Below are 21,748 nucleotides of genomic sequence, written 5' to 3' on the forward strand. Positions count from 1 at the left end.
GTATTTGCACTAATCCCCTAACAACGGACGGATTCCAACGTTGCCATGAGCACCGCACCCAAAGCTCCGCGTAAAGCAGCCAAGGCTGTCAAGTCGACCACCGCTGCCAAAACCGCCGCCGCCAGCAAGGCGCCCGCCACCGAGAGCCAGGCCGTTTCGCTCGAACCCATCCTCGCCGCCATGCGCAAGCGCCTGCCCAAGGCGCGCCATGCCGAGGGTGAGGCCTTCATCAACGCGTTCTACCGCCGCATGAGCGAGGACGAGTTGCCGCAGCACAGTGCCGATGGCTGGGCGGCGCTTGCCGTCGACTTCCTCGACTTCGCGCGTGCGCGCAAGCCGGGTTCGGCGCTGGTGCGCCTGTTCAACTCGAACATCAAGACCCACGGTTGGGAATCGCCGCACACCGTGCTGCAGGTTGCCAACGACGACATGCCGTTCCTGGTCGACACCGTGACGATGGCACTGGCCGAGCAGGGCATCGGCGTGCACGTGCTGGGCCACCCGGTGGTGACGTTCCAGCGCGACAAGGCCGGCAAGCTGCTCGCCGTGGGCGGCGGCGTCCCGGAATCGCTGATGCACCTTGAAATCGATCGCCAGTCCCCGGACTCCATGGCGAAGATCCGCAAGGCGATCGAATCGGTGCTCGCCGACGTCCGCGCGATGGTGCGCGACTGGGCCGACATGCGCGATCGCATGCTGCAAGCGGCCGACGACATGGGCAAGCGCAAGGTGCCGCAGGACGCGCAGGCCCGCGCGGAGTCGCAGGAATTCCTGCGCTGGGCGGCGGACAACCATTTCACCTTCCTCGGCTACCGCGAATACGAACTGACGAAGGAAGGCGGCGACGACGTGCTGCGTGCCGTCGAAGGCACCGGCCTGGGCCTGATGCGCGGCCATGAAGCCCACAAGCCGCGGGCGGTGAAGTCGCTGCCGGCGCACAACCTGCGCAAGGCGACAGGCGATGCCGAGGCGCTGATCCTGACCAAGACCAACGCGCGTTCGACGGTGCACCGCCCGGGTTACATGGATTACATCGGCGTGCTGGCCTTCGACGACAAGGGCAGGGCGATCCGCGAGCAGCGTTTCCTCGGCCTGTACACCTCCAGCGCGTACAACCGTCGCCCGTGGGACATCCCGCTGGTGCGCCAGCGCTACGAATACGTGATGAGCAACTCCGGCCTGGCGCTCAACAGCCACAGCGGCAAGGCGTTGCGCCACATCCTGGAAACGCTGCCGCGCGACGAGCTGTTCCAGTCCTCCGGCGACGAACTGCTCAATGCTGCCACTGGCATTCTCGGCCTGCAGGAACGCGTGCGCAGCAAGCTGTTCCTGCGTCGCGACCGCTACGGCCGCTTCTTCTCCGGCCTGGTGTACATCCCGCGCGACCGTTTCAACACCGACGTGCGCCTGCGCATCGAGGCGATGCTGAAGGAAAAGCTGCAGGGTGAGCATGTCGATACCACCGTTTTGCTTGGTGAATCGCCGCTCGCGCAGCTGCACCTGGTCATCCGCCCGAAATCCGGTGAAGTCGCCGAAGTCGACAACTCCGCCATCGAAATTGCCCTCGCCCGGATCATCCGCAACTGGCAGGACGACCTGCGCGAAGCGCTGGTGGCCGGCCACGGCGAGGAGCAGGGCCTGGCCCTGTCCAACCGTTACGGTCGCGCCCTCCCGTCGGGCTACCTTGAGGAAGTCGGTGCCGCCGTCGCGGCGCAGGACATCACCAACCTGGCCGCGCTGACTGGGCCGGACGACCTGCGACTGAGCCTGCATCGCATGCACGCCGGCGAAGGCGGGCTGCGCTTCAAGTTCTATCGCCAGAACGACGACATCCCGCTGTCCGATGCGCTCCCGATGATGGAGAACATGGGCCTGCGCGTGATCTCCGAGCATCCGTACCGCCTGACCGTCGACGGCCAGGTGTTCTACGTGCAGGACTTCGAGGTCGAGACCATCGGCGGCGAGCTGGACATCTCCAGCCTCGACCAGAATTTCGAGGACGCCTTCGGCCAGATCTGGCGCGGCAACGCCGAGAACGACGGCTTCAACCGCCTGATCATCGCGGCCAACCTGTCGTGGCGACAGGTCGCCGTGCTGCGCGGTTACTGCAAGTACCTGCTGCAGGTCGGCGTGCCGTTCTCGCAGAGTTATGTCGAAGCGACGTTCGCGCGCTACCCGGTACTGGCACGCCTGCTGGTGGAGGTGTTCGAGGCGAAGTTCGATCCGAGCACCGGCAAGGAAAGCAAGGCCGAGATCAAGTCGGGCATGGAGCGTTTCGGCAAGCAGCTGGCCGCACTGGCCGGCGGTGACGGCGCGATGATGGCGGCGGTGCTGCCGGTGGTGGAAGCCCGCGCCGGCAAGCGCGACGTGCAGGTCGACGTCACCCGCGACGCGTTCAAGGCGCTGCTGGACCGCGTGGCAAGCCTCGACGAGGACCGCATCTTCCGCAGCTTCCTCGGCGTCATCGATGCCACGCTGCGCACCAGCTTTTACATCCAGTACAAGGATGGCAAGCGTGCCGACGGCGGCCCGACCGACTACGTCAGCTTCAAGTTCGATTCCTCTAAGGTGCCGGACCTGCCCAAGCCGCGTCCGTACCGCGAAATCTTCGTCTACGGTCCGCGCGTGGAAGGCGTGCACCTGCGCTTCGGTCCCGTTGCGCGTGGCGGCCTGCGCTGGTCGGATCGTCGCGAAGACTTCCGTACCGAAGTGCTGGGCCTGGTGAAAGCACAGATGGTGAAGAACACCGTCATCGTGCCGGTCGGCTCGAAGGGCGGTTTCTTCTGCAAGCAGCTGCCGGATCCGTCCGTGAACCGCGACGCGTGGTTCAACGAAGGCGTGGCCTGCTACCAGCGCTTCATCAACGGCCTGCTGGACATCACCGACAACATCGCGCCGGACGGAAAGATCGTGTATCCGGCGAATGTCGTGCGCCACGACAACGACGATCCGTACCTGGTCGTCGCCGCCGACAAGGGCACCGCGACCTTCTCCGACATCGCCAACGGCATCGCGCGTGCGCACGGCTTCTGGCTGGACGATGCGTTCGCGTCGGGCGGTTCGGTCGGTTACGACCACAAGGGCATGGGCATCACCGCGCGTGGCGGCTGGGAGTCGGTCAAGCGCCACTTCCGTGCCATGGGCCGCGACTGCCAGAAGCAGGACTTCACCGTGACCGGCGTGGGCGACATGTCCGGCGACGTGTTCGGCAACGGCATGCTGTTGTCGAAGCACATCCGCCTGGTGGCGGCGTTCGACCATCGCCACATTTTCCTCGACCCGAACCCGGACGCGGCGATCTCGTTCAAGGAACGCGACCGCATGTTCAAGCTGCCGCGTTCGTCGTGGGACGACTACGACAAGAAGCTGATCAGCAAGGGCGGCGGCGTGTATCCGCGTTCGGCCAAGTCTATCCCGGTGTCGGCGGAAACCCGCGCGGCGCTCGGCATAGAGAACGGTGTCACCGCGCTCAGCCCGAACGACCTGATGAACGCCATCCTCAAGGCGCCGGTCGACCTGCTGTGGAACGGCGGCATCGGCACGTACGTCAAGGCGACCAGCGAATCGAACCAGCAGGTTGGCGACCGCGCCAACAACGGGCTGCGCGTCGATGGCCGCGAGCTGCGCTGCAAGGTGGTGGGCGAGGGCGGCAACCTGGGCCTGACCCAACTTGGCCGCGTCGAAGCCGCCATGCACGGCGTGCTGCTCAACACCGACTTCATCGACAACTCCGCCGGCGTGGATACCTCGGACCACGAGGTGAACATCAAGATCCTGCTCAACGGCGAAGTGCAGAAGAAGAAGCTCACGCTGCCCGAGCGCAACAAACTGCTGGCATCGATGACCAACGAAGTCGGCGAACTGGTGCTGAGCGACAACTACCGCCAGAACCAGGCCATCAGCCTGATGGAGCGGATGAGCGTGTCGCGCATGGGCTCCAAGCGCCACTTCATCACCACGCTGGAATCGCAGGGGCTGCTCGATCGCCAGATCGAATACCTGCCGTCGGATGCCGAGCTGGTCGAGCGCAAGTCGCGCGGCATGGGCCTGACCCGCCCGGAACTGTCGATCCTGCTGTCGTATTCCAAGATCGTGCTGTTCCAGCAGCTGTTGGATTCGGACGTGCCGGAAGATCCGTACCTCTCGAAGGAGCTGGTGCGCTACTTCCCCGAACCGCTGCAGAAGAAGTACGCCAAGGCGATGGAAGGCCACCGCCTGAAACGCGAGATCATCGCCACCGCGGTGACCAACTCGATGGTCAACCGCATGGGCGCGACGTTCACCCTGCGCATGACCGAGGACAGCGGCCGCACCCCGGGCGAGGTCGCCAAGGCCTTCAACATCACCCGCGAGACGCTGGACGCGCGCTCGCTGTGGGCGCAGATCGACGCGCTGGACGGCAAGGTGGCCGAATCGGTGCAGGTCGATGCGCTGGAAGTAATCTGGTCGCTGCAGCGTTCGTTCACGCGCTGGCTGCTGGCACGTCCGGGTGCGATCCCGGACATCACCACGGCGGTGGAGCGCTACCGCGACGGCTTCAGGGACATCCGCGCCGGCGAAAACATCCTCGGCCCGGCACAGCGTCCCGGTTACGAAGCCGCACTCCGCGACTGGAAGGCCAAGGGCGTGCCGGCGGACCTGGGTGGACAGCTCGCGGCGTTGCCGTACCTGGATGCCTCGTGCGACATCATCGAGCTGGCCCGCGAACGCAAGGTCAAGACCGTCGACGTCGCCAAGGTCCACTTCCGCCTTGGCGAAGCGCTCAACCTGCCCTGGCTGATCACCCAGATCGACAACCTGGCCGTCGACGGACGCTGGCACGCGGTGGCGCGTGGCGTCCTGCGCGAAGAGCTGGCGACCCAACAGCGTGCATTGGTGAAGCAGGTGCTGGCAATGCCGGGTGCGAACGCCGACGCGAAGGTCAAGCAGTGGATCGAGCGCGACGACGCCTCGCTGCGCTTCACCCTGGCAATGCTCAACGAGCTGGCCGCGCAGAAGTCATTGGACTACCCGACCGCATCGGTCGCGGTGCAGCGTCTCTCGCAGCTGGCGTCGCGCGGCTGATCTTGCCGGCCAGCCTCATCGACTGATCAGGCCGGCAAGTGGTCTTCGAAGCCCCTCCCCGTGAGGGGCTTCGTTTTTGTCTGGCCGAAGCGCCGAATGCCCCGAACTAACGCCACGCTTGCCACGTCACGCCTCCGCGTTATGCTCACCGCCACACAACGGAGCCGCCGATGACCACGACGACGCCCCGCATCGCCTTCCTCGCCAGCCATTCCGAAGACGCGCAACGCTCGCGCGAAGAGCTGGTCGCGCGCCATGGCGACCATCCGCCGCAGGAGGCCGACGTGCTGGTCGCGCTGGGTGGCGATGGCTTCATGCTGCAGACGCTGCACCGGCACGGCGGGCTGGGTAAACCCGTCTACGGGATGAAGCTGGGCGCTGTGGGTTTCATGATGAACCACCAGCGCAACGAGGACCTGGTCGAGCGCATACACGCTGCCGAACCCGCCGTGCTGCGACCGCTGGAAATGGTCGCGCAGACCGAGTCCGGTGCCACCGTCGGCTCGCTGGCCTACAACGAGGTCTCCCTGCTGCGCCAGACCCGTCAGGCGGCGCACCTGTCCATCGACCTCAACGGTCAGACGCGGCTGGACGAACTCATCTGCGACGGCGTGCTGGTTGCGACGCCCGCGGGCAGCACGGCGTATAACTTCTCCGCGCACGGTCCGATCCTGCCCCTGGGCGCGAACGTGATCGCGCTGACGCCGATCGCTGCGTTTCGCCCGCGTCGCTGGCGCGGCGCCGTGCTCAAGGCAAATACCGAAGTGCGCTTCAAGGTGGTCGATCCGTTCAAGCGTCCGGTCAGCGCGACTGCGGATTCACACGAAGTCCGCGACGTCGTCGAAGTCACGATCCGCGAATCACGCGACCGCACGGTGACCTTGCTGTTCGATCCGGAACACAACCTGGAAGAGCGCATTCTCGCCGAGCAGTTCACCAGCGGGTGAGCCGTTGGGGTGGGGATGCCAGCCCCAGGCCCACGGCATTCTCCCGTCGCAACCCTTGCGACCCAATCCGGGCAGAATGGCACCATGCCCGACCGTGATGCCAACCCGCTGATCGTCGCGATCTCATCGCGCACCCTGTTCGACATGGAGGACAGCCACGCGCTGTTCGAGCGCGAGGGCATCGACGCCTACGCACAGTTCCAGCGCGGCCACGAGGACGACATCCTAGAGCCGGGTGTCGCCTTTCCACTGGTGCGCAAGCTGCTGGCACTGAACGAAGGCGCGCCGTTGGAGGCGCCGCGTGTCGAGGTCATCCTGATCTCGCGCAATTCCGCCGACACCGGGCTGCGCATCTTCAATTCGATCGAGCACCACGGTCTGGCGATAAAGCGCGCCGCCTTCAGCAACGGCGCGGCGCCATTCCCCTACATCCGGCCGTTCGGCGCGGACCTGTTCCTGTCCACCCATGGCGAGGACGTGGGCAATGCGCTGGCGGCGGGTGTCGCTGCCGCGACGTTGCTACCCGCGCGTGCAGCCGCGCAGCGGCATGACCAGCTGCGTATCGCCTTCGACGGCGATGCGGTGATCTTCGATGACGAAGGCGAACGCGTGTCGCGCGAAGGCGGGCTGGCCGCGTTCGCCGCGCATGAGCGGGCGCATGCAGGCGAGCCCTTGTCCGGCGGGCCGTTCCGAGGCTTCCTCGATGCGCTGCATCGCCTGCAGGCGGCATTCCCGACCGGTCAGGACGCGCCGATCCGCACGGCGCTGGTCACCGCGCGTTCGGTGCCCGCTCACGAACGCGTGATCCGCACCTTGCGCGAGTGGGGCATCCGTCTGGACGAGGCGTTGTTCCTCGGCGGGCGCGCCAAGGGACCGTTCCTGGAAGCCTTTGGCGCCGACATCTTCTTCGATGATTCGCAGCACAACATCGATTCGGCGCGTCAGCACGTGGCCGCGGGGCATGTGCCGCATGGGGTGTCGAACAGCTAGTTGCTTCGGCTTGACTGCATCGCCTGTGTAGCGTTCGAGAGAGTAGTTTGGTCCGGGTGCGCGCCGCGCGGACTACTTCGGTGGAAGATCCATCGGCAGGCGCACGTCGCTCACCCGCCACGACAATCCCTGCCGGGTGAGGACGAAGATCACCGGATCGCCAGAGGCGTTGTGCACGGTCGCGGTGAAGCGGGAAGGGGATTCGAAGCGGTACTCCGCGCCTTCCAGCGGATCGCGTGGTGGGGCCGGAATGTTGAGGTCATCGCTGTGCCGGCGGCCGTCGAGGCGATGCCAGAAGTTGCGGCCTTCCATCAGCGCGGCCAACCCGGCGGGCGTGGCGGCGACATCGACCAGGCCGCTGGACGCGCCGCTGGCCATGCGCAGCGCGATCGATCCCAACAGGCTGGACTGAACTTCAGGACCGGCACGGCGAACCAGGTAGTTGTCCAGTTGCAACTTGAAGCTGGCACGCAAGGCCGGGAAATCGACCTGGCGCGACAACGCCGCACTGTCCTGTTCCTTCACCGCGGTGCGGATCGCGTGGATCGTGAGGAAAGGGCCGGCACCGATGTAGCCGACCAGCAGCAGGAGGAGGACACCGGCAAGGATCAGCCACTTCTTCATCGTTGCTCCCGACTCATTTTCCGCATGGGTGTCTTGCGTCGCATGGCGGACCAGCATCGACGCGACGGCATGATCGTCGCGTGCAGGCGTGTCGATGCCGTTGCGCATGTCGACGAGACAGTAGCCTGTCCGTCGATGGTCGCACAGCTCCGCGCAAGAATTGACGGGGTCGGTTGAACACCGGCCCCGTCGCATTCATCCGTTGCGTGGATCGTGCCGATCAGAACCGCCCGCCGCGCTCCCGCGTTTCCAGCGGCGCCATGCGGGTCTGGTCCTGCAGCTGCAGTTGTCGTACCTCGAACGGTGCGCCGTAGCCGGCCGGCACGTGCGCACGGTCGAAGGCCAACACCAGCGAACCGCTGCCGGGCTGGAACCAGGCCGCCGACTGCGCCTGCGACACCGGACGCAACGCGCCATCCGGTGCGGTGGCGAACAACGTGCCGCTCGCCTCGTAACGACCCGTCGAAGCCGTTTCCACCGGCACCGTCAGGCGCAGCTGCCGTGCGTTGAAGGCGGCCACGCCCTTGAATCGCGCAGTGGGTGCGGCAACAGCGAACGCGGTGCGCGCGTCGCGGGAGATGCCGTCCGCGTTCGCGAACACCTGCAGCTCCCACAGGCCCGGCGCCGCGCTGGCCATCGTGGGCACGCGAACGCTGGCCGACAGCTTGCCGCTGGCGTCGCGGGTGACGGCGACAGGCGTGCTGCGTCCATCCGGTGCGACGAGCAGGGCTTCCGCCTTCGCATCCATCGCCACGTTGCCGCGACTCATCGCCAGCGACAGGCCGATGGTGCCGCCGCCCAACACGTGGGAACGATCAGCCTGCGCCTTCAGCACGACGTTGCTTTCCGGTTCGAAAACGTGGACGACGTAGCGACCCTGCGCCTGCGTGGCATGCAATGCGTAATGGCCGGGGGTGTTCTCGCGCCCGATCTTCAGGACCGCCGTGCCGTCGCTGACATCCATGCCCACGGCGCGCAGCTGCTCCATCGTCGCGGATTTCTCCAGGCGCACGGCTTTGGCATCACGGGTCACGCCGAGACTGGAAGCCTTCAGCGCTGCGGCGCCGTGGACAGGACTGACGCGGATCATCGTGCCCGGCGCGGTGGTGCTGATGTCGATGCCGCGCTTGAGTTCGGTGGCGTCCACGGTCTGCCAGTACTCGCGACTCAACGCCGTCGCGGGCGCCGGCGACTGCAGCGTCGCCTTCGGATCGAGCTTCCACCCGAAGCTGACCGGGGCGTGTTCGAACTCACCGGCGGGAACGGCGACGGATACCAGGCGCGTGGGCACCTGGTCGCCGCGGCCAGCGGGCGACAGCGGCGTCGCGGCGAAGGCGAGGGAAGAGAGAAAGGTCAGGCAGGCCGCGACGAGCGCGACGTTGAGATGTGTGCGCATGGTCGGCCCTCAGAGACGCAGGTCGTTGCGGAGGATGGTGTCGAGCGTGAAGCAGGCGCGACGGCTCTGGTTGTGGCTCAGTGGTTCGGCGCCGGCGGTGCGGTTCTTGTCGTAGAACCAGACGCTGCCCGCTGCCGACTGGCTCGAGCAGTTGAGGAAGCCATCCGAGCAGCTCTCCAGCCAGTTCTGCGTGGTTTCCAGACCGAGGTTTTCGCTGTAGCCGCCGCAATAACTGTCGCCATCGAATGGCGACGAATCGACATCGGTACCGACCACGCTACGGAACGACTTCGGCAGCGCCGGGCGTCCGCTGGTGCCGTAGAGATAGTTCGCGTTGTAGTAGGCCATCCAGCTGACCTGCTGCTGGCGCACGGCATCGGACTTGAAGCCCAGCAACCACCCGAGCGAGGTCTCGAACACATTGCCGTTGATCACCGCATCGGCCAGTGGCGTGCCGGCGGAGGAGGGAGCCAGCGCGTTCACACGCACGATCTTGTTGATGATGTCGGGGTAGCGGCTGTCGTAGGTCGGGTTGGACAGGATCCAGCGCATCACGTTGCCGCCGTTGGAGTGCGTGATGACGATGAGCCGGGTGATGCCCTTGTTGGCGATGAAGCTGGTGAGCTGTCCAGCCAGGCAACCGGCGGCGCGGCTGTCCCACATGTACTGGGTGAAGTCGCAGTTGATGACGGTGAAGTTGGAGGTGTTGGTCAGTCCCTGGCGAACGGAATCGACCATCGCCGGTTGCCAGTAGTCCTGGTAGGCGTTGGTCTGGGATCCGGTTCCATGGACGAAGGCGACACCGGTGACATCAGCCGCCATCGCCCACGGCGAAGCGACGGCAAACAACAGACCGCAAACAAGATTGCGCATGTTTTTCCCCACTGCAGCACGGCTGCCGAATGGACAACTTGTCGTCGGCAACGCCGCGATTTCACTGCCAATGTGCAGCTCGCAGGGGGCCCTGGCATCCCCTTATGCCTGGGCTAGAGCGGCACGTCCTGTGCCGCGTAGGTCCCGGATCTTGCTTCGGGACTGCCCGGCGCATCGCGGCGAAGCATACCCATACGTACGGGTATGTCATGCGGCGCTGCGGCATCAGCGCCGGAAGGGACGGCTCCGGGGCACCGCGACCACGACGAGGAACTCGCCGATCGGGTTCGGCCCCGCACGGCCGCCGCGGATGGCCGAGGCCCATTCCTGCCCGCGTTGGCTGCGATGTGTGGCGACCCGTGCGGGCCGTCAGCATGGGTCGCACGTCCTCGGACTCCGCACGGATGGGATCGGGTGCCGTGCTCTAGGTTCGTTGTGCTCCAGGGAGAAATGTCCCCATGAAGCGACTGATGAATATCGTTGTACCGGCGATGCTGGCAGTGATGGTCATTGGCCCGGCACATGCCGGTGGAAACAGCCAGGTTGAAGCGACGTTGATGCAGACCGAGCAGGACCTGCTCGCCAGCCTGTTGAAGGGCGACAACGCGCCGTTCGAGAAGGCACTGGGGGCTTCGTTCGTCTTCATCGCGCCCGATGGAACAAAGCAGGATCGCGCGCCGTTCATCGCCGACCTTGGCAACGGCAACCTGAAGATGGCGTCATCGACCAATGACGACATGGTGGTTCGCGTCTATGGCGATACCGCCGTCGTGACGTACCGCAGCACCGACAAAGGTACTTACAAGGACAAGGACATCAGCGGCCAGTATCGATGGACGGATGTCTTCGTGAAGCAGCGCGGGCACTGGTGGATCGTGAGCACGCAAGGCACCCCGATCCAGGCGCCTTGATCGCGGAAGCGGTGTCGTGGCGTGGTTCGAAGCCTGGCGACGAGCCTGTTGTCCGGGAACGGCTGGCAGGCTCGATCCGCTTGCGGCGCAATCCAATCCAGGCGACCGGCCATCGCCACCCAAGTGGGATGGTGCGCGCCATGTCGCGCGCCACCGCGTGGCCGTCTCTCAGAACTCCAGGTCCAGTGCTGCGCAGAGGTAATCGACGAAGGGGGCGAGCCCGACGAGGTCGGCCTCGAGCACCTTGCGCAGGCGCGGTCCGGTCATCGTGGCATCGTCGATCGCGCGAAAGGCCGCATAGTTCTTGCGACGCAGATCGGTCGCGAACTCGAAGTCATCGGGGAAGCCGCGTGGCATGCGCGTGAGCATCTCGCTGTCCTCCAGGTCGAAGCGCTTGCGGAACGCCGCGCCATGCGCAGCCGCCTTCCAGCTGCCCGGATTGTCGACGATGAAGTGCCGGAGGCGACGCAGCGTTTCGGGCTGCGGATGCCAGACGCCGGCGGCGATGAAACATTCCCCTGACTGCAGGTGCAGGTAGAACGCGGGTGCCTCCACCTGTTTGCTGCGCGCGTGGAACAACCGCGCGCCCTGCCAGTTCTTGTACGGCGTCTTGTCGTTGGAGAAGCGGGTATCGCGGTGGATGCGGAACAGCGAACCGCCATTGCCCTTGGGCTCGCTGCGATAGTGCTCGCTGACCTGCGCCAGCGCGGGTTGCAGGTCGGCGAGCAGTCGCTGGAAAGGCTCGCGAACGTGCGCGTCGTAGTCTGCCTTGTGCGCCAGGAACCATTCGCGCTCGTTGTGCCGCGCCAGGCCGCGCAGGAACTTGAAGCTGGCGTCGGTGAAGTACTGGGCCATGGGATTTACCTTGCGGATGCGTGCGAATGCATTGTCACAACTCGCGATCATTCTGTCGTGGCCGCGAAGTCACGACGGTGTGTCGGGCTATGGAAGTCCCCGCTCATCCTGAGCGTAGGCGTGAAACGCCGAAGTCGAAGGACGCCGACAGCGGTGAAACATCCTTCGACTCCGGGCCCGCGGCCCGACGCTCAGGATGAGCGGTGTCACTGTTGCGCCAGACTTGGGATATTGGGCTGATTTCGGTCGGGAATCAGCCCAGACTGACCTGAAGCTCTCGGCCCCAAGACTCCAACTGATCCAGCAGTACCTGCTTGCTCCCGTCGTCGCGATGCAAGGCGCGCAGACGTTCGATTTCAGCCCGGAATGCGGCGAAGGTGTGCTCCGACATGCCGCGGTCCTCGCCCAGGCGCTGACGACGATATGCGTCCCATCGTTCGCGTTCGCTAGCCGACAGCGTCTGCGGCCAGTTGCGCGCACGGTAGCGGAACAGCAGTTCCGGCAGACGCGGATCGCGGAAGGCGAACTGTTTCGTCCCCAGCGCTTCAGGCGGTGTTGCGCGGACGTCGTTGCAGAGACGCTTGTCGCCGTCACCGATGAAGGCTTCATACAGTGAGGCATCGACGTCGGACGGCGCATGATCACGCTGCGCACCGAATACCGTGCGGACCTTCTCGGCGATCGCGGGTCCGACGGCCCGAAGTTGCGCCGCCCGCCGCTGTACTTCATCCGCATCGATCTTCAGCCTCGCGAAGTCCGCCTCGCGCAGGTGATCCCACGCGACCAGCGCCGGGCACCGGTTGAAGTGGATTTCCTTCAGTGCGATGCGCGCTTCGCCTTCCGGGAGTTCGGCCGCCGGTGTGTACAGGCGGTCGGCGATCTCGTCGGGTTCCAGCCGCAGCAACGCCTCCGGATCCTGCGCGAGGTCGAATGCGATCACGCGGTTGTCGATGCTCGGATGTCGGGCCAGCGGGATCATCGGCGCCGCGCACAAGCGGCTGGCGGGAATCCGCTGCGACACATGCAGCAACGGTGTCATGCCGGCGACGTCAACCAGGCTGGCGACATAACGCTTGTCGCGCAGCTTCAGCGCGTACTCCCACAATCGCGGTTGTGCCTGCTTGAACAGGCGCGCCAGTCCGATCAGCGCGCGCACGTCCGACAACGCTTCGTGCGCGTCGCCGGTGCGGACGCCATTGGCCAGGGCCAGGTGCTCGAGCTTGAAGGACGTGTTCCCGTCCTCCCGCTGCGGCCACACGATTCCATCCGGTCGCAGCGCGTGCGCCAGGCGCAGCACGTCGAGCAGGTCCCAGCGCGAATTGCCGCCGCGCCATTCGCGTTCGTAGGCGTCGTAGAAATTGCGGAACAGCCCGTGGCGGACAAACTCGTCGTCGAAGCGCAACGAGTTGTAGCCGGCGGTGCAGGTTTCCGGCCGCGCCATCTCGTCGAAGATCATCGCGAAGGCACGCGCCTCGCTCATGCCCTCGCGGAGGGCGTGCTGAGGCGTGATGCCGGTGATCAGCGTGGCTTCGGGTGAGGGCAGCAGGTCGTCGGCGGGTTTGACGAAGATGCTGATGGGCTCTTCGATCTCGTTGAGGTCGGCATCCGTGCGGATCGCCGCGAACTGGGCGATCCGGCTGGTCCGCGGAGCCGCGCCGAAGGTTTCGAGGTCGTAGAAGAGGAAGCTGGCGGGCATTGGCTACAGGATCGGGCAGGGCCGTCTCAGGGGTTGAGAACAGCGCGCAAAAAGAGGTGAGGGAAGCGATCGTGGGCACGCGACCGGCTGTTCGGGATCTGTAGTTGGGCAAAGACGCGCGGACTCAGGTCTCCACTTCCAGCGGCGACAGGCGCTCGCACACACGCGCATCGATCATGTCCCAATCCAGTGTGTCCAGCGACGCATGCCCACGCGTGAGTTCGGCGAGCAGTTCGCGCTGGAGTTGCCCGCGCTCGAACGCCACCGCGTAGGGCAGCCGACGGAAGGTCACCATCGAATACCGGGGAACGAAGCGCCCGGGATGGCGCTGCGCCAGCTCGCGCTCCAGTGCACGCTGCAGCAGGTAGTCGTCGTCGTCGACGCGGTCGCGCATCTCCAGGTAGTTCTCCAGTGCCATCTGCTGGATCGCGCGGGCGTTGGGCAGGCGCTCGGACTGGAAGGCGGCGAAGGCCTGCGCGCGGTCGGCGTTGTTCTCGAGATGCTGGGCCAATGCGACGCAGTCCTCGAACGCGCAGTTCATGCCCTGGCCGTGGAACGGAACCATCGCATGGGCCGCATCGCCGAGCAGCACGGCGCGGTCGTCCAGATACCAGCGATCCAGATACAGCGTGGCCAGCAGGCCCGCCGGGTTGTTCTCGAAATCGTGTTCCAGCTTCGGAATCAGCGGCAGCGCATCGGCGAAGTCGCGTTCGAACAGCCCGCGCGCATCAGCGCCGCTACGCACAGTGGCGAAGCTCGGATCACCATCGTTCGGCAGGAACAGCGTGACGGTGAACGTGTGCTCGTCGTTGGGCAGTGCGATGCACATGTAGCGGCCGCGTGGCCATATGTGCAGGGCGTTAGGCTCGATGCTGAAGCCGCCATCGGTGCTGGGTGGGATCTCCAGTTCCTTGTACGAGTGGCCCAGGAATTCCGTGCGTTCGCCCAAGTCGGCGACCTGCTTCATGGCGCCGCGCAACGCGGACCCCGCGCCGTCCGCGCCCACCAGCGAGTCGAAGGCGACTTCGTGTCGACTGTCGTCGCGGTCGTCGGAAAAAACGGCGCGGCGCGCGTCGAAGTCCACGGAATGCAACCCGCGATGGAAATGCAGATTGGCGCCGGCCTGGCTGGCGAGATCGAGCAGGATCAGGTTGAGCTCGCCGCGGTGCACCGACCAGATCACCTCGCTGTCGTCCTTGCCGTAGCGCTGCAGCTCCACGCGGCCGTCCAGGAAGTGCACCATGCGGCCGCGCATCATCACTGCCTGCGCCATCACCTCGTCGTCGCCGCCAGCGATGCGCAGGGCATGGCGACCGCGTTCGGCCAAGGCGAGATTGATCGACCGTCCCCCCGCGTAGCCCTGTACGCGCGGGTCGCCACGCTTTTCGTACACGTCGACTTTCCAGCCTCGTTGCGCGAGCAGGGTGGCAAGCAGCGCGCCGGCCAGGCCAGCGCCGACGATCGTGATGCGACGCTCAGCCATGACGCCAGGTCTCCACGGCCTGCGCGAAACGCAGCACGTCGTTGTGGTTGTTGTAGAGCGGGGCCGGCGAGATGCGGATCACGTCCGGTTCGCGCCAATCGCCCAGCACGCCATTGGTGGCCAGGTGTTCAAAGAGGGCACGGCCACGCTCGCGGCCGCCCACCACGCGAAGGGAAAGCTGGCAGCCGCGCCGGTCGGGATCGGCCGGGGTGGCGATCTGCAACGTGTCGCCCAGTCGCGCGTTGATCAGTTGTTCCAGGTAGCCGGTCAATCGCAGCGAACGCTCGCGCAAGGCCTTCATGCCGATGCGGTCGAACAGCGCCAGCGATGCGCGCAGCGGTGCCAGTCCCAGGATGGGCGGATTGCTCAGCTGCCAGCCGTCGGCACCGGGCGTGGGTACGAACTGCGGGCCCATGCGGAAACGGGTGGCGACCTCGTGCCCCCACCAGCCGGCGAAGCGCGGACGTTCGCTGCGTGCGTGGCGTTCGTGCACGAAGCAGCCCGCGACCGCGCCGGGACCGGAGTTCATGTACTTGTAGTGGCACCACACGGCGAAGTCGGCGTTGCTGTCGTGCAGGTTGAGCTCAAGATTGCCCACGCCGTGCGCAAGGTCGAAGCCACAATCGGCGCCGGCGGCGTGTGCGAGTCGCGCGATTTCCTTCAGGTCGAACGCCTGTCCGCTGCGGTACTGCACGCCGGGCCACAGCACCAGCGCGAGGCGGTGCCCGTGCTCGGCGATGGCGCGTTCGATCGCGGCCATCGAGAACGTGCCGCCGGGTTCGTCGGCTTCCAGTTCGATCAGGTCGGTGTCCGGATTGAATCCATGGAACAGCACCTGCGACGCCACGGCGTGGCGATCGGACGGAAACGCGCCGGCTTCGATCAGGATCGCCGGGCGCTCGCGCGTGGGACGGTAGAAGCTGACCATCATCAGGTGCAGGTTCACCGTCAGCGTGTTCATGGCCACGACTTCCGACGGCATTGCGCCGACGACACGCGCCAGCGGCTCGCGGACGAGTTCGTGGTATGGCATCCACTGCGCTTGGCCGGTGAAGTGGCCTTCCACCGCTTCCATCGCCCACTTCGACAGGACTTCCTCGACGTGGACGCGCGCGCCGCGCGGTTGCAGTCCCAGGGAGTTGCCGCAGAAATACGCCTGTTCGGTGCCCGCGTGGCGCGGGATCAGGAATTCGCCCCGGAGGTGGTGCAGCGGATCGGCGGCATCCAGCGCGTTGGCGTGCTCATGCGAGAACAGATCGGTCACGACGAATTCCTGTGTGCGGGCGCCGGCGTGGCGCGTGTGTGCGCTTCGAGCGCGACGACTGAAACTGCGTTACTTGAAGCGCGCAGCCGACAATCCCAGCCATTCCAGCGCAGTGCCGTGGTACAGGCGGGCCTGGTCGGTGGGATCCAGCTTCAGGGCTTCGATGCCGGCACCGGGTGTCTGTTCGCCCAGCGGGAACGGATAGTCGGTGCCCAGCATCACCCGCGACACGCCGCAGGTATCCAGCAGATACTCCAGCGCACGCGGATCGGCGACCCACGAGTCGAAGTAGAACTGGTTGAGGTACTCGCGCGGATTGCGCGGATTGTCGGTAGCAACGAGGTCCGGGCGCATGTTGAAGCCATGCTCGATGCGGCCGATGGTGTATGGGAAGCTGCCGCCGCCATGGGCGAGGCAGATCTTCAGGTTCGGCAGGCGCTCCAGCACACCGCCGAACACGAGGCAGCACGCAGCGCGCGACTGTTCCGCCGGCATGCCGACCAGCCAGGGAAGCCAGTACTTCGGCATCGATGGCGTTCCCATCATGTCCCACGGGTGCACGAGGATCGCCGCGCCCAGGTCGCTGGCGGCCTGGAAGAATTCGAACAACTCCGGCGCGTCGAGGTTCCAGTCGTTGATGTGCGAACCGATCTGCACGCCCTGCAAGCCGAGCTGGTCCATGCAGCGCTCCAGCTCCTGCACCGCCAGTCGTGGCGATTGCAGCGGCACGGTGCCGATGCCCGCGTAGTGGCGCGGGTAATCGCGGCAGGTGGTTGCCATGTGGTCGTTGAGCGACTGGTGCAGCTCCAGCGCGTGTTGCGGCTTGGCCCAGTAGCTGAACATCACCGGCACCGTGCTGATCACCTGCACCTGCACGCCGAAGCGCGCGTAGTCGTCGATGCGTTCCTGCGCGTCCCAGGTCTTGGACCAGATCTCGCGGAAGAACTTGCCGTCCTTGTAGATGCGGTGGCGGCCGTCGTCGGTGTGGTGGATGACGGGAAAGCGGTCGTCGCCGTACTTGCGCGCCAGGTCGGGCCAGTCGCGGGGCAGGTAATGGGCGTGGGTGTCGATCTTCAGCATGGGTTGATTCTAACGGGCGCCGGCGTTCAGGCTTCGCCCGGCTCGTCGTACTTCGCCGGCGCGGGGTTGAGGTGCCCACAGGCCTTGCAGGTGCGGTGGTCGCGGGAGGCATAGAAGCGGGCGAACACGGCGGGGAAATCCTTCTCGATGTCCACGAGGGGGAAGAATTCCTCGTACAGCTTGTCGTTGCACTGCTCGCAGAACCACATCAGGCCGTCGAGTTCGTGCGGCAGACGCCTGCGTTCGATTACCAGACCGACCGAGTCAGGTCCGCGCTGCGGCGAATGCGGCACGCGCGGCGGCAGCAGAAAGGTTTCGCCGGCCTTGATGGGGATGTCGCGCGGCGAACCGTCCTCCTGGATGCGCAGCACCATTTCGCCTTCGAGCTGGTAGAACCACTCGGGACCCTCGTCCCAGTGGTAGTCCGTGCGCTGGTTCGGCCCGCCGACCACCATCACGAAGAAGTCGCCGGCGTAGATGCATTTGTTGCCGACCGGCGGCTTGAGCAGGTGACGGTTCTCGTCGATCCAGGCTTGCAGGTTGAGTGGGGCGGGAAGCATCGGTCTTTTCTCCCCCTCGCCCGGTTGCGGGGAGGGCTGTGGTGGTGTTCTTCGTCCTTGACGTTCGTCCTTCGACTTCGACGCTGCGCGCCTACGCTCAGGATGAGAGGGCGACGACGGCGTGCCGTTCAGGACTCGTGCGCGATGTCCTTGATCGCTGCAGTGCACTTGAGCTCGATGGCGATCGGCGTCGGCAACGCGGTGATGCCCAGGGTAGTGCGGCACGGTGCGGTATCGACGTCGGGGAAATGCTCGGCCCACACGGCGTTGTAGACCTTGAAGTCGCGCGCCATGTCGGTGAGGTACACGGTGACGTCGACCAGGTCATCCCAGCCGGCGCCGCTGGCCTCGAGCACGGCACGCACGTTGGCGAAAACAGCGCGGGTCTGCGCGGCGATGTCGTAGCGACGCACACGGCCGTCGGCGAAGTATTCGTTGCCGACGATCTCGTTCGTCGCGGGATCGCGCGGACCGATTCCAGACAGGAACAGCAGCTCGCCGACGCGACGCGCGTGCGGGTAGGTTCCGACGGGCTTGGGGGCGCTGGCGGCGCGGATGACTTCGCTCACTCTGCTTCTCCACGCTTCCCGCTCAGTCGCGCCAATGCGGTCGCATAGGCGACGGCAAGCTCGTCCGGCGAGGAAACATCCATGCCCATGTTGCGTACTCGGCCGTCCAGCAGGCTGTAGACCCAGCCGTGCACGGACACGGCCTGGCCGCGCGCCCAGGCGTCCTGCACGACGGTGGTCTGGCAGAGGTTGACCACTTGTTCGATGGCGTTGAGCTCGCACAGGCGCGCGTGCTTCATCGAGTCCGTTTCGACCTCGTCCAGCAGCGTCATGTGTTTCTGCGCCACGTCGCCAACATGCCGGATCCAGTTGTCCGCCAAGCCCACGCGCGTGCCGGTAAGCGCCGCATGCACGCCACCGCAGCCGTAATGGCCGACGACGAGGATGTGCTCGACCTTCAGCACGTCCACTGCGAACTGGACTACCGACAGGCAGTTGAGGTCGCTATGCACCATCACGTTGGCGATGTTGCGATGGACGAAGACCTCGCCTGGCGCGAGACCGAGGATCTGGTTCGCTGGTACCCGGGAGTCGGAACAGCCGATCCACAGGTAGCGGGGTGCCTGCTGCTGCGAGAGGCGCTTGAAGAACAGCGGGTCGTCGCGCCGGACCTGTTCGGCCCATTCGCGGTTGTTGCGTAGCAGTTCGTCCAGCGTCGTCATCGTGAACTCGTATGTGAACTAGTCATCTAGGGCCGGTCATCTGGGGCCGCTCATCTAGGGCTGGCCCCAAGGGCGATGCCCACGTTTTTGGCTTCGGTGAAGAAACGCATCGCTTCCAGTCCGCCTTCGCGACCGAGCCCGGATGCGCCGGTGCCGCCGAAGGGCGTGCGCAGGTCGCGCATCAGCCAGGTGTTGATCCAGACCATGCCCGCGCGCAACTGCGCGGCGACGTGGTGGGCGCGATCCAGGTCGCGCGTCCACACCGATGCCGCCAGCCCGTAGTCGCCGGCATTGGCCAGTCGCAATGCTTCGTCGTCGGTGTCGAAGGCCTGCAGGGTAACGACGGGACCGAAGATTTCCTCGCGATTGCTCGCGCACTCCGGGCCGAGGTTCTCGATCACCGTCGGCGCGACGAACCAGCCCGGGCGGTCCAGCGCGTTGCCCCCGCACAGCACGTGGCCGCCTTCCTCGCGCGCGCGTGCAATCGCGCCGGTGACTTTGTCGAAATGCGCCTGCGACACCAGAGGACCGAGGTTGTTGTCCTCGTCGATTGGATCGCCGATGCGCAGCGCGAGTGCGCGCTCGACCAGCGCGTCGCGGAATTCGCTGTAGATGCGGCGTTCCACCAGGATGCGCGAACCACACAGGCAGATCTGCCCGCTGTTCTGGAACGCCGAACGCACGATGGTGTCCAGGTGTCCGCGCCAGTCGCTGTCGGCGAAGACCAGCGTGGGATTCTTTCCGCCCAGTTCCAGCGACACCTTCTTGAGCAGCGGTGCAGCAAGAGCAGCGATGCGTTTTCCGACCGCGGTGCTGCCGGTGAAGGAAATCGCTTTAACTTCCGCATGCGTCACCAGCGGCTCGCCGACTTCGGGTCCCAGGCCGTGCACGATGTTGAGAACGCCACGCGGGAATCCGATCTGCGCCGCGAGCGCGCCCAGCATCGTCGCCGTTACCGGTGTGACTTCGGACGGCTTGGCCACAACCGTGTTGCCAGCCGCAAGCGCCGGCGCAATCTTCCAGGTGAACAGGTACAGCGGCAGGTTCCACGGCGAGATCGTCGCGACCACGCCCAGCGGCGCGCGCAGCGTGTAGTTCAACCCGGCCTGTCCATGGTGCGATTCGCTGGCGAACTGCGTCGCTGCGTGCGCGAAGAACCGCAGGTTGGAAATGGCGCGGGCAATTTCGACCTCGCGTGCCAGCCGGATGGGTTTTCCGCCGTCGCGCGATTCGGCGTGCGCAAAGTCGTCAAGGCGGGCCTCCAGTGCGTCAGCAAGCCTCTCCAGCCATCGGGCGCGCTCGCTGTTGGGCAGCGACGACCAGGCCGGGAACGCACGTTGGGCGGCGTTGATGGCGGCTTCGACATCCGCGGCGTCGCCACGGGGGGCCTGCGCGAAGGGTTGCGCATTGGCTGGATCGAAAACGTCCAGCCAGCGGTCATCCGCCGCCTGTTTTGCTTCGCCGTTGATCCAGTGAGTCAGACGCATCCAACAAGCTTAACCGGCGCGCCCTTGCGGCGCAGCCCCAGCGCGTGGTCTGGGGGGCTTATTTCGCCGGGTGTTCCGGGGGAATCGCCTGCGGGTCGTGGTATTCGATGCCGACCTGGGTCTTCGTCACCCGTGCGATGCGCCCGGGCACGATCACGGCGAGGCTTTCGTTGTCCTGGTAGAAGAACAGCCGCACGACCTGGTCCTCGATGAGGTCGCAGCCGTCCGGACGGAATATCCCGCAACCGCCCTCGGACATATCGAGCAACTGCGCGAACCAAGCGGATTCGCCGTGTACGACCATGACCCGCGCGGCGAACGGAACGCGTTCGGCATCGCGGCGATCGTCGGCTGACTCGGAAATCGTGGAGACGGCTGGCATGATCGGGACGTCCTTTTCCTGGTTCAGTACCGGCACGGCGTCGATTTCCATCGGCGTCGGCGTGTCCCGGGCGGCGACCGGTTTCGGCGCCGCACGCGACTTGTGCTTCTTTCGACTCATAGTGACCGGGTGCGGCCGCCATCGACGGGAAGGTTGATGCCGGTAATGTACGCGGCCGCCGGGGAACAGAGGAAGGCGATGGCCGCTGCGGTCTCTTCCGGTCGGGCGAAGCGGCCCATCGGAATCTCGCTGACCATTTCCTCGAAGATTTCCTGCGGGCTGCGGCCGGTCCTGGCCGAACGCGTGGCGATGATCTGATCGGTGCGCGCGGTCTGGGTCGCGCCGGGCAACACGTTGTTGACGGTGATGCCCTTGCCAGCCAGTTCGGTTGCCAGCGTCTTGGCCCAGCTGGCCACTGCCCAGCGCGTGGTGTTGGACACCCCCAGGCCACGCAGCGGTTCCTTCACCGAGGTCGAGATCAAGTTGACGATGCGGCCGTAACCATCGCGCTCCATGCCGGGGATCACGGCCTCGGCCAGCACGTGGTTGCCGAGGAGATGCTGGCGGTAGGCGGCTTCGAAGTCGCCGATTTTCGCGCCACGCAATGTGCCCGGTGCCGGACCGCCGCTGTTGTTTACCAGGATGTGCACCGGCTGGTTGGCGCACAGCGCGTCGACCTGGCTGCGCAGGTTGTCCAGGTCGGACGTGTCGGCGGCGATCCAGCCGTGAATCTGCGCGGCGTGCGGGCGCGGCAACTGCTTGTCGACTTCGCGCAGGACCTCGGCGCGGCGGGCGAGCAGGGTGACGTCGGCGCCCAGCTCGGCCAGCGCCTTCGCGGCGGCCAGCCCGATGCCCTGGCTGGCACCGCAGACGAGGGCGTGCTTGCCGTTGAGGTTGAGATCCAT

18 protein-coding genes are annotated in these 21,748 nt (G+C 65.9%); 4 read left to right on the forward strand and 14 right to left on the reverse strand.

The features are described 5' to 3' along the window. Positions 1–45 precede the first annotated feature (45 nt). The 3 genes from ACYVD7_RS07730 to ACYVD7_RS07740 all read left to right on the forward strand — a co-directional run bounded on the left by ACYVD7_RS07730 (position 46) and on the right by ACYVD7_RS07740 (position 7,001). Complete coding sequence (locus ACYVD7_RS07730; protein WP_460761223.1) at positions 46–5,064, forward strand: NAD-glutamate dehydrogenase; 5,019 nt, start codon at positions 46–48, stop codon at positions 5,062–5,064. Between the two features lie 170 nt (positions 5,065–5,234). Further along, a complete protein-coding gene (locus ACYVD7_RS07735) occupies positions 5,235–6,011 on the forward strand; it encodes an NAD kinase (RefSeq protein WP_460761225.1) in 777 nt (258 codons plus the stop codon). An 84-nt stretch (positions 6,012–6,095) separates the two neighbouring features. Next, a complete protein-coding gene (locus ACYVD7_RS07740) occupies positions 6,096–7,001 on the forward strand; it encodes a 5'-nucleotidase (protein WP_460761228.1) in 906 nt (301 codons plus the stop codon). A 72-nt stretch (positions 7,002–7,073) separates the two neighbouring features. Here the strand turns inward: ACYVD7_RS07740 and ACYVD7_RS07745 are convergent, their stop codons facing one another. The 3 genes from ACYVD7_RS07745 to ACYVD7_RS07755 all read right to left on the reverse strand — a co-directional run bounded on the left by ACYVD7_RS07745 (position 7,074) and on the right by ACYVD7_RS07755 (position 9,894). Then, positions 7,074–7,733 (reverse strand): DUF2939 domain-containing protein, encoded by a 660-nt coding sequence (locus ACYVD7_RS07745; protein WP_460761230.1) that lies wholly within the window; start codon positions 7,731–7,733, stop codon positions 7,074–7,076. Between the two features lie 112 nt (positions 7,734–7,845). Further along, complete coding sequence (locus tag ACYVD7_RS07750) at positions 7,846–9,021, reverse strand: DUF4785 domain-containing protein (RefSeq protein WP_460761233.1); 1,176 nt, start codon at positions 9,019–9,021, stop codon at positions 7,846–7,848. A 9-nt stretch (positions 9,022–9,030) separates the two neighbouring features. Continuing rightward, positions 9,031–9,894, reverse strand: coding sequence for an alpha/beta hydrolase family protein (locus tag ACYVD7_RS07755; protein WP_460761235.1), 864 nt, complete (start codon positions 9,892–9,894; stop codon positions 9,031–9,033). A gap of 470 nt (positions 9,895–10,364) precedes the next feature. Between ACYVD7_RS07755 and ACYVD7_RS07760 the strand changes: the two genes are divergently transcribed. Then, entirely contained in the window at positions 10,365–10,805 is a 441-nt protein-coding gene (locus ACYVD7_RS07760) for a nuclear transport factor 2 family protein (protein ID WP_460761238.1), read from the forward strand. A gap of 168 nt (positions 10,806–10,973) precedes the next feature. Here ACYVD7_RS07760 and ACYVD7_RS07765 read toward each other — a convergent pair whose 3' ends face one another. From ACYVD7_RS07765 to ACYVD7_RS07815, 11 genes are all read right to left on the reverse strand, one after another. Then, on the reverse strand, positions 10,974–11,660 hold the full coding sequence (locus ACYVD7_RS07765; protein WP_460761240.1) for a DUF2461 domain-containing protein: 687 nt from the start codon (positions 11,658–11,660) through the stop codon (positions 10,974–10,976). Between the two features lie 253 nt (positions 11,661–11,913). Beyond that, positions 11,914–13,356, reverse strand: a complete 1,443-nt coding sequence (gene sbcB / locus ACYVD7_RS07770) for an exodeoxyribonuclease I (RefSeq protein ID WP_460761243.1) — start codon at positions 13,354–13,356, stop codon at positions 11,914–11,916. A gap of 124 nt (positions 13,357–13,480) precedes the next feature. Further along, positions 13,481–14,839: an FAD-dependent oxidoreductase gene (locus ACYVD7_RS07775; protein ID WP_460761245.1), complete on the reverse strand. Its 1,359-nt coding sequence runs from the start codon at positions 14,837–14,839 to the stop codon at positions 13,481–13,483. Then, on the reverse strand, positions 14,832–16,103 hold the full coding sequence (gene kynU / locus ACYVD7_RS07780) for a kynureninase (protein ID WP_460761248.1): 1,272 nt from the start codon (positions 16,101–16,103) through the stop codon (positions 14,832–14,834). The genes ACYVD7_RS07775 and kynU overlap by 8 nt, the downstream gene beginning before the upstream one ends. A gap of 69 nt (positions 16,104–16,172) precedes the next feature. Beyond that, entirely contained in the window at positions 16,173–17,183 is a 1,011-nt protein-coding gene (locus ACYVD7_RS07785; RefSeq protein WP_460761251.1) for an amidohydrolase family protein, read from the reverse strand. Between the two features lie 26 nt (positions 17,184–17,209). Beyond that, positions 17,210–17,743: a 3-hydroxyanthranilate 3,4-dioxygenase gene (locus ACYVD7_RS07790; protein WP_460761254.1), complete on the reverse strand. Its 534-nt coding sequence runs from the start codon at positions 17,741–17,743 to the stop codon at positions 17,210–17,212. A 128-nt stretch (positions 17,744–17,871) separates the two neighbouring features. Further along, entirely contained in the window at positions 17,872–18,312 is a 441-nt protein-coding gene (locus tag ACYVD7_RS07795) for a RidA family protein (protein WP_460761257.1), read from the reverse strand. Further along, the gene (gene can / locus ACYVD7_RS07800; protein ID WP_460761260.1) at positions 18,309–18,974 is read right to left on the reverse strand and encodes a carbonate dehydratase; all 666 of its coding nucleotides are present in this window, start codon (positions 18,972–18,974) and stop codon (positions 18,309–18,311) included. The genes ACYVD7_RS07795 and can overlap by 4 nt, the downstream gene beginning before the upstream one ends. Before the next feature lie 50 nt (positions 18,975–19,024). Beyond that, positions 19,025–20,461: an aldehyde dehydrogenase gene (locus ACYVD7_RS07805; RefSeq protein WP_460761263.1), complete on the reverse strand. Its 1,437-nt coding sequence runs from the start codon at positions 20,459–20,461 to the stop codon at positions 19,025–19,027. A gap of 58 nt (positions 20,462–20,519) precedes the next feature. Beyond that, positions 20,520–20,963, reverse strand: coding sequence for a PilZ domain-containing protein (locus ACYVD7_RS07810; RefSeq protein WP_460761266.1), 444 nt, complete (start codon positions 20,961–20,963; stop codon positions 20,520–20,522). After that, positions 20,960–21,748, reverse strand: coding sequence for an SDR family oxidoreductase (locus tag ACYVD7_RS07815; protein ID WP_460761269.1), 789 nt, complete (start codon positions 21,746–21,748; stop codon positions 20,960–20,962). The genes ACYVD7_RS07810 and ACYVD7_RS07815 overlap by 4 nt, the downstream gene beginning before the upstream one ends.

The organism is Lysobacter fragariae, from assembly GCF_054779775.1.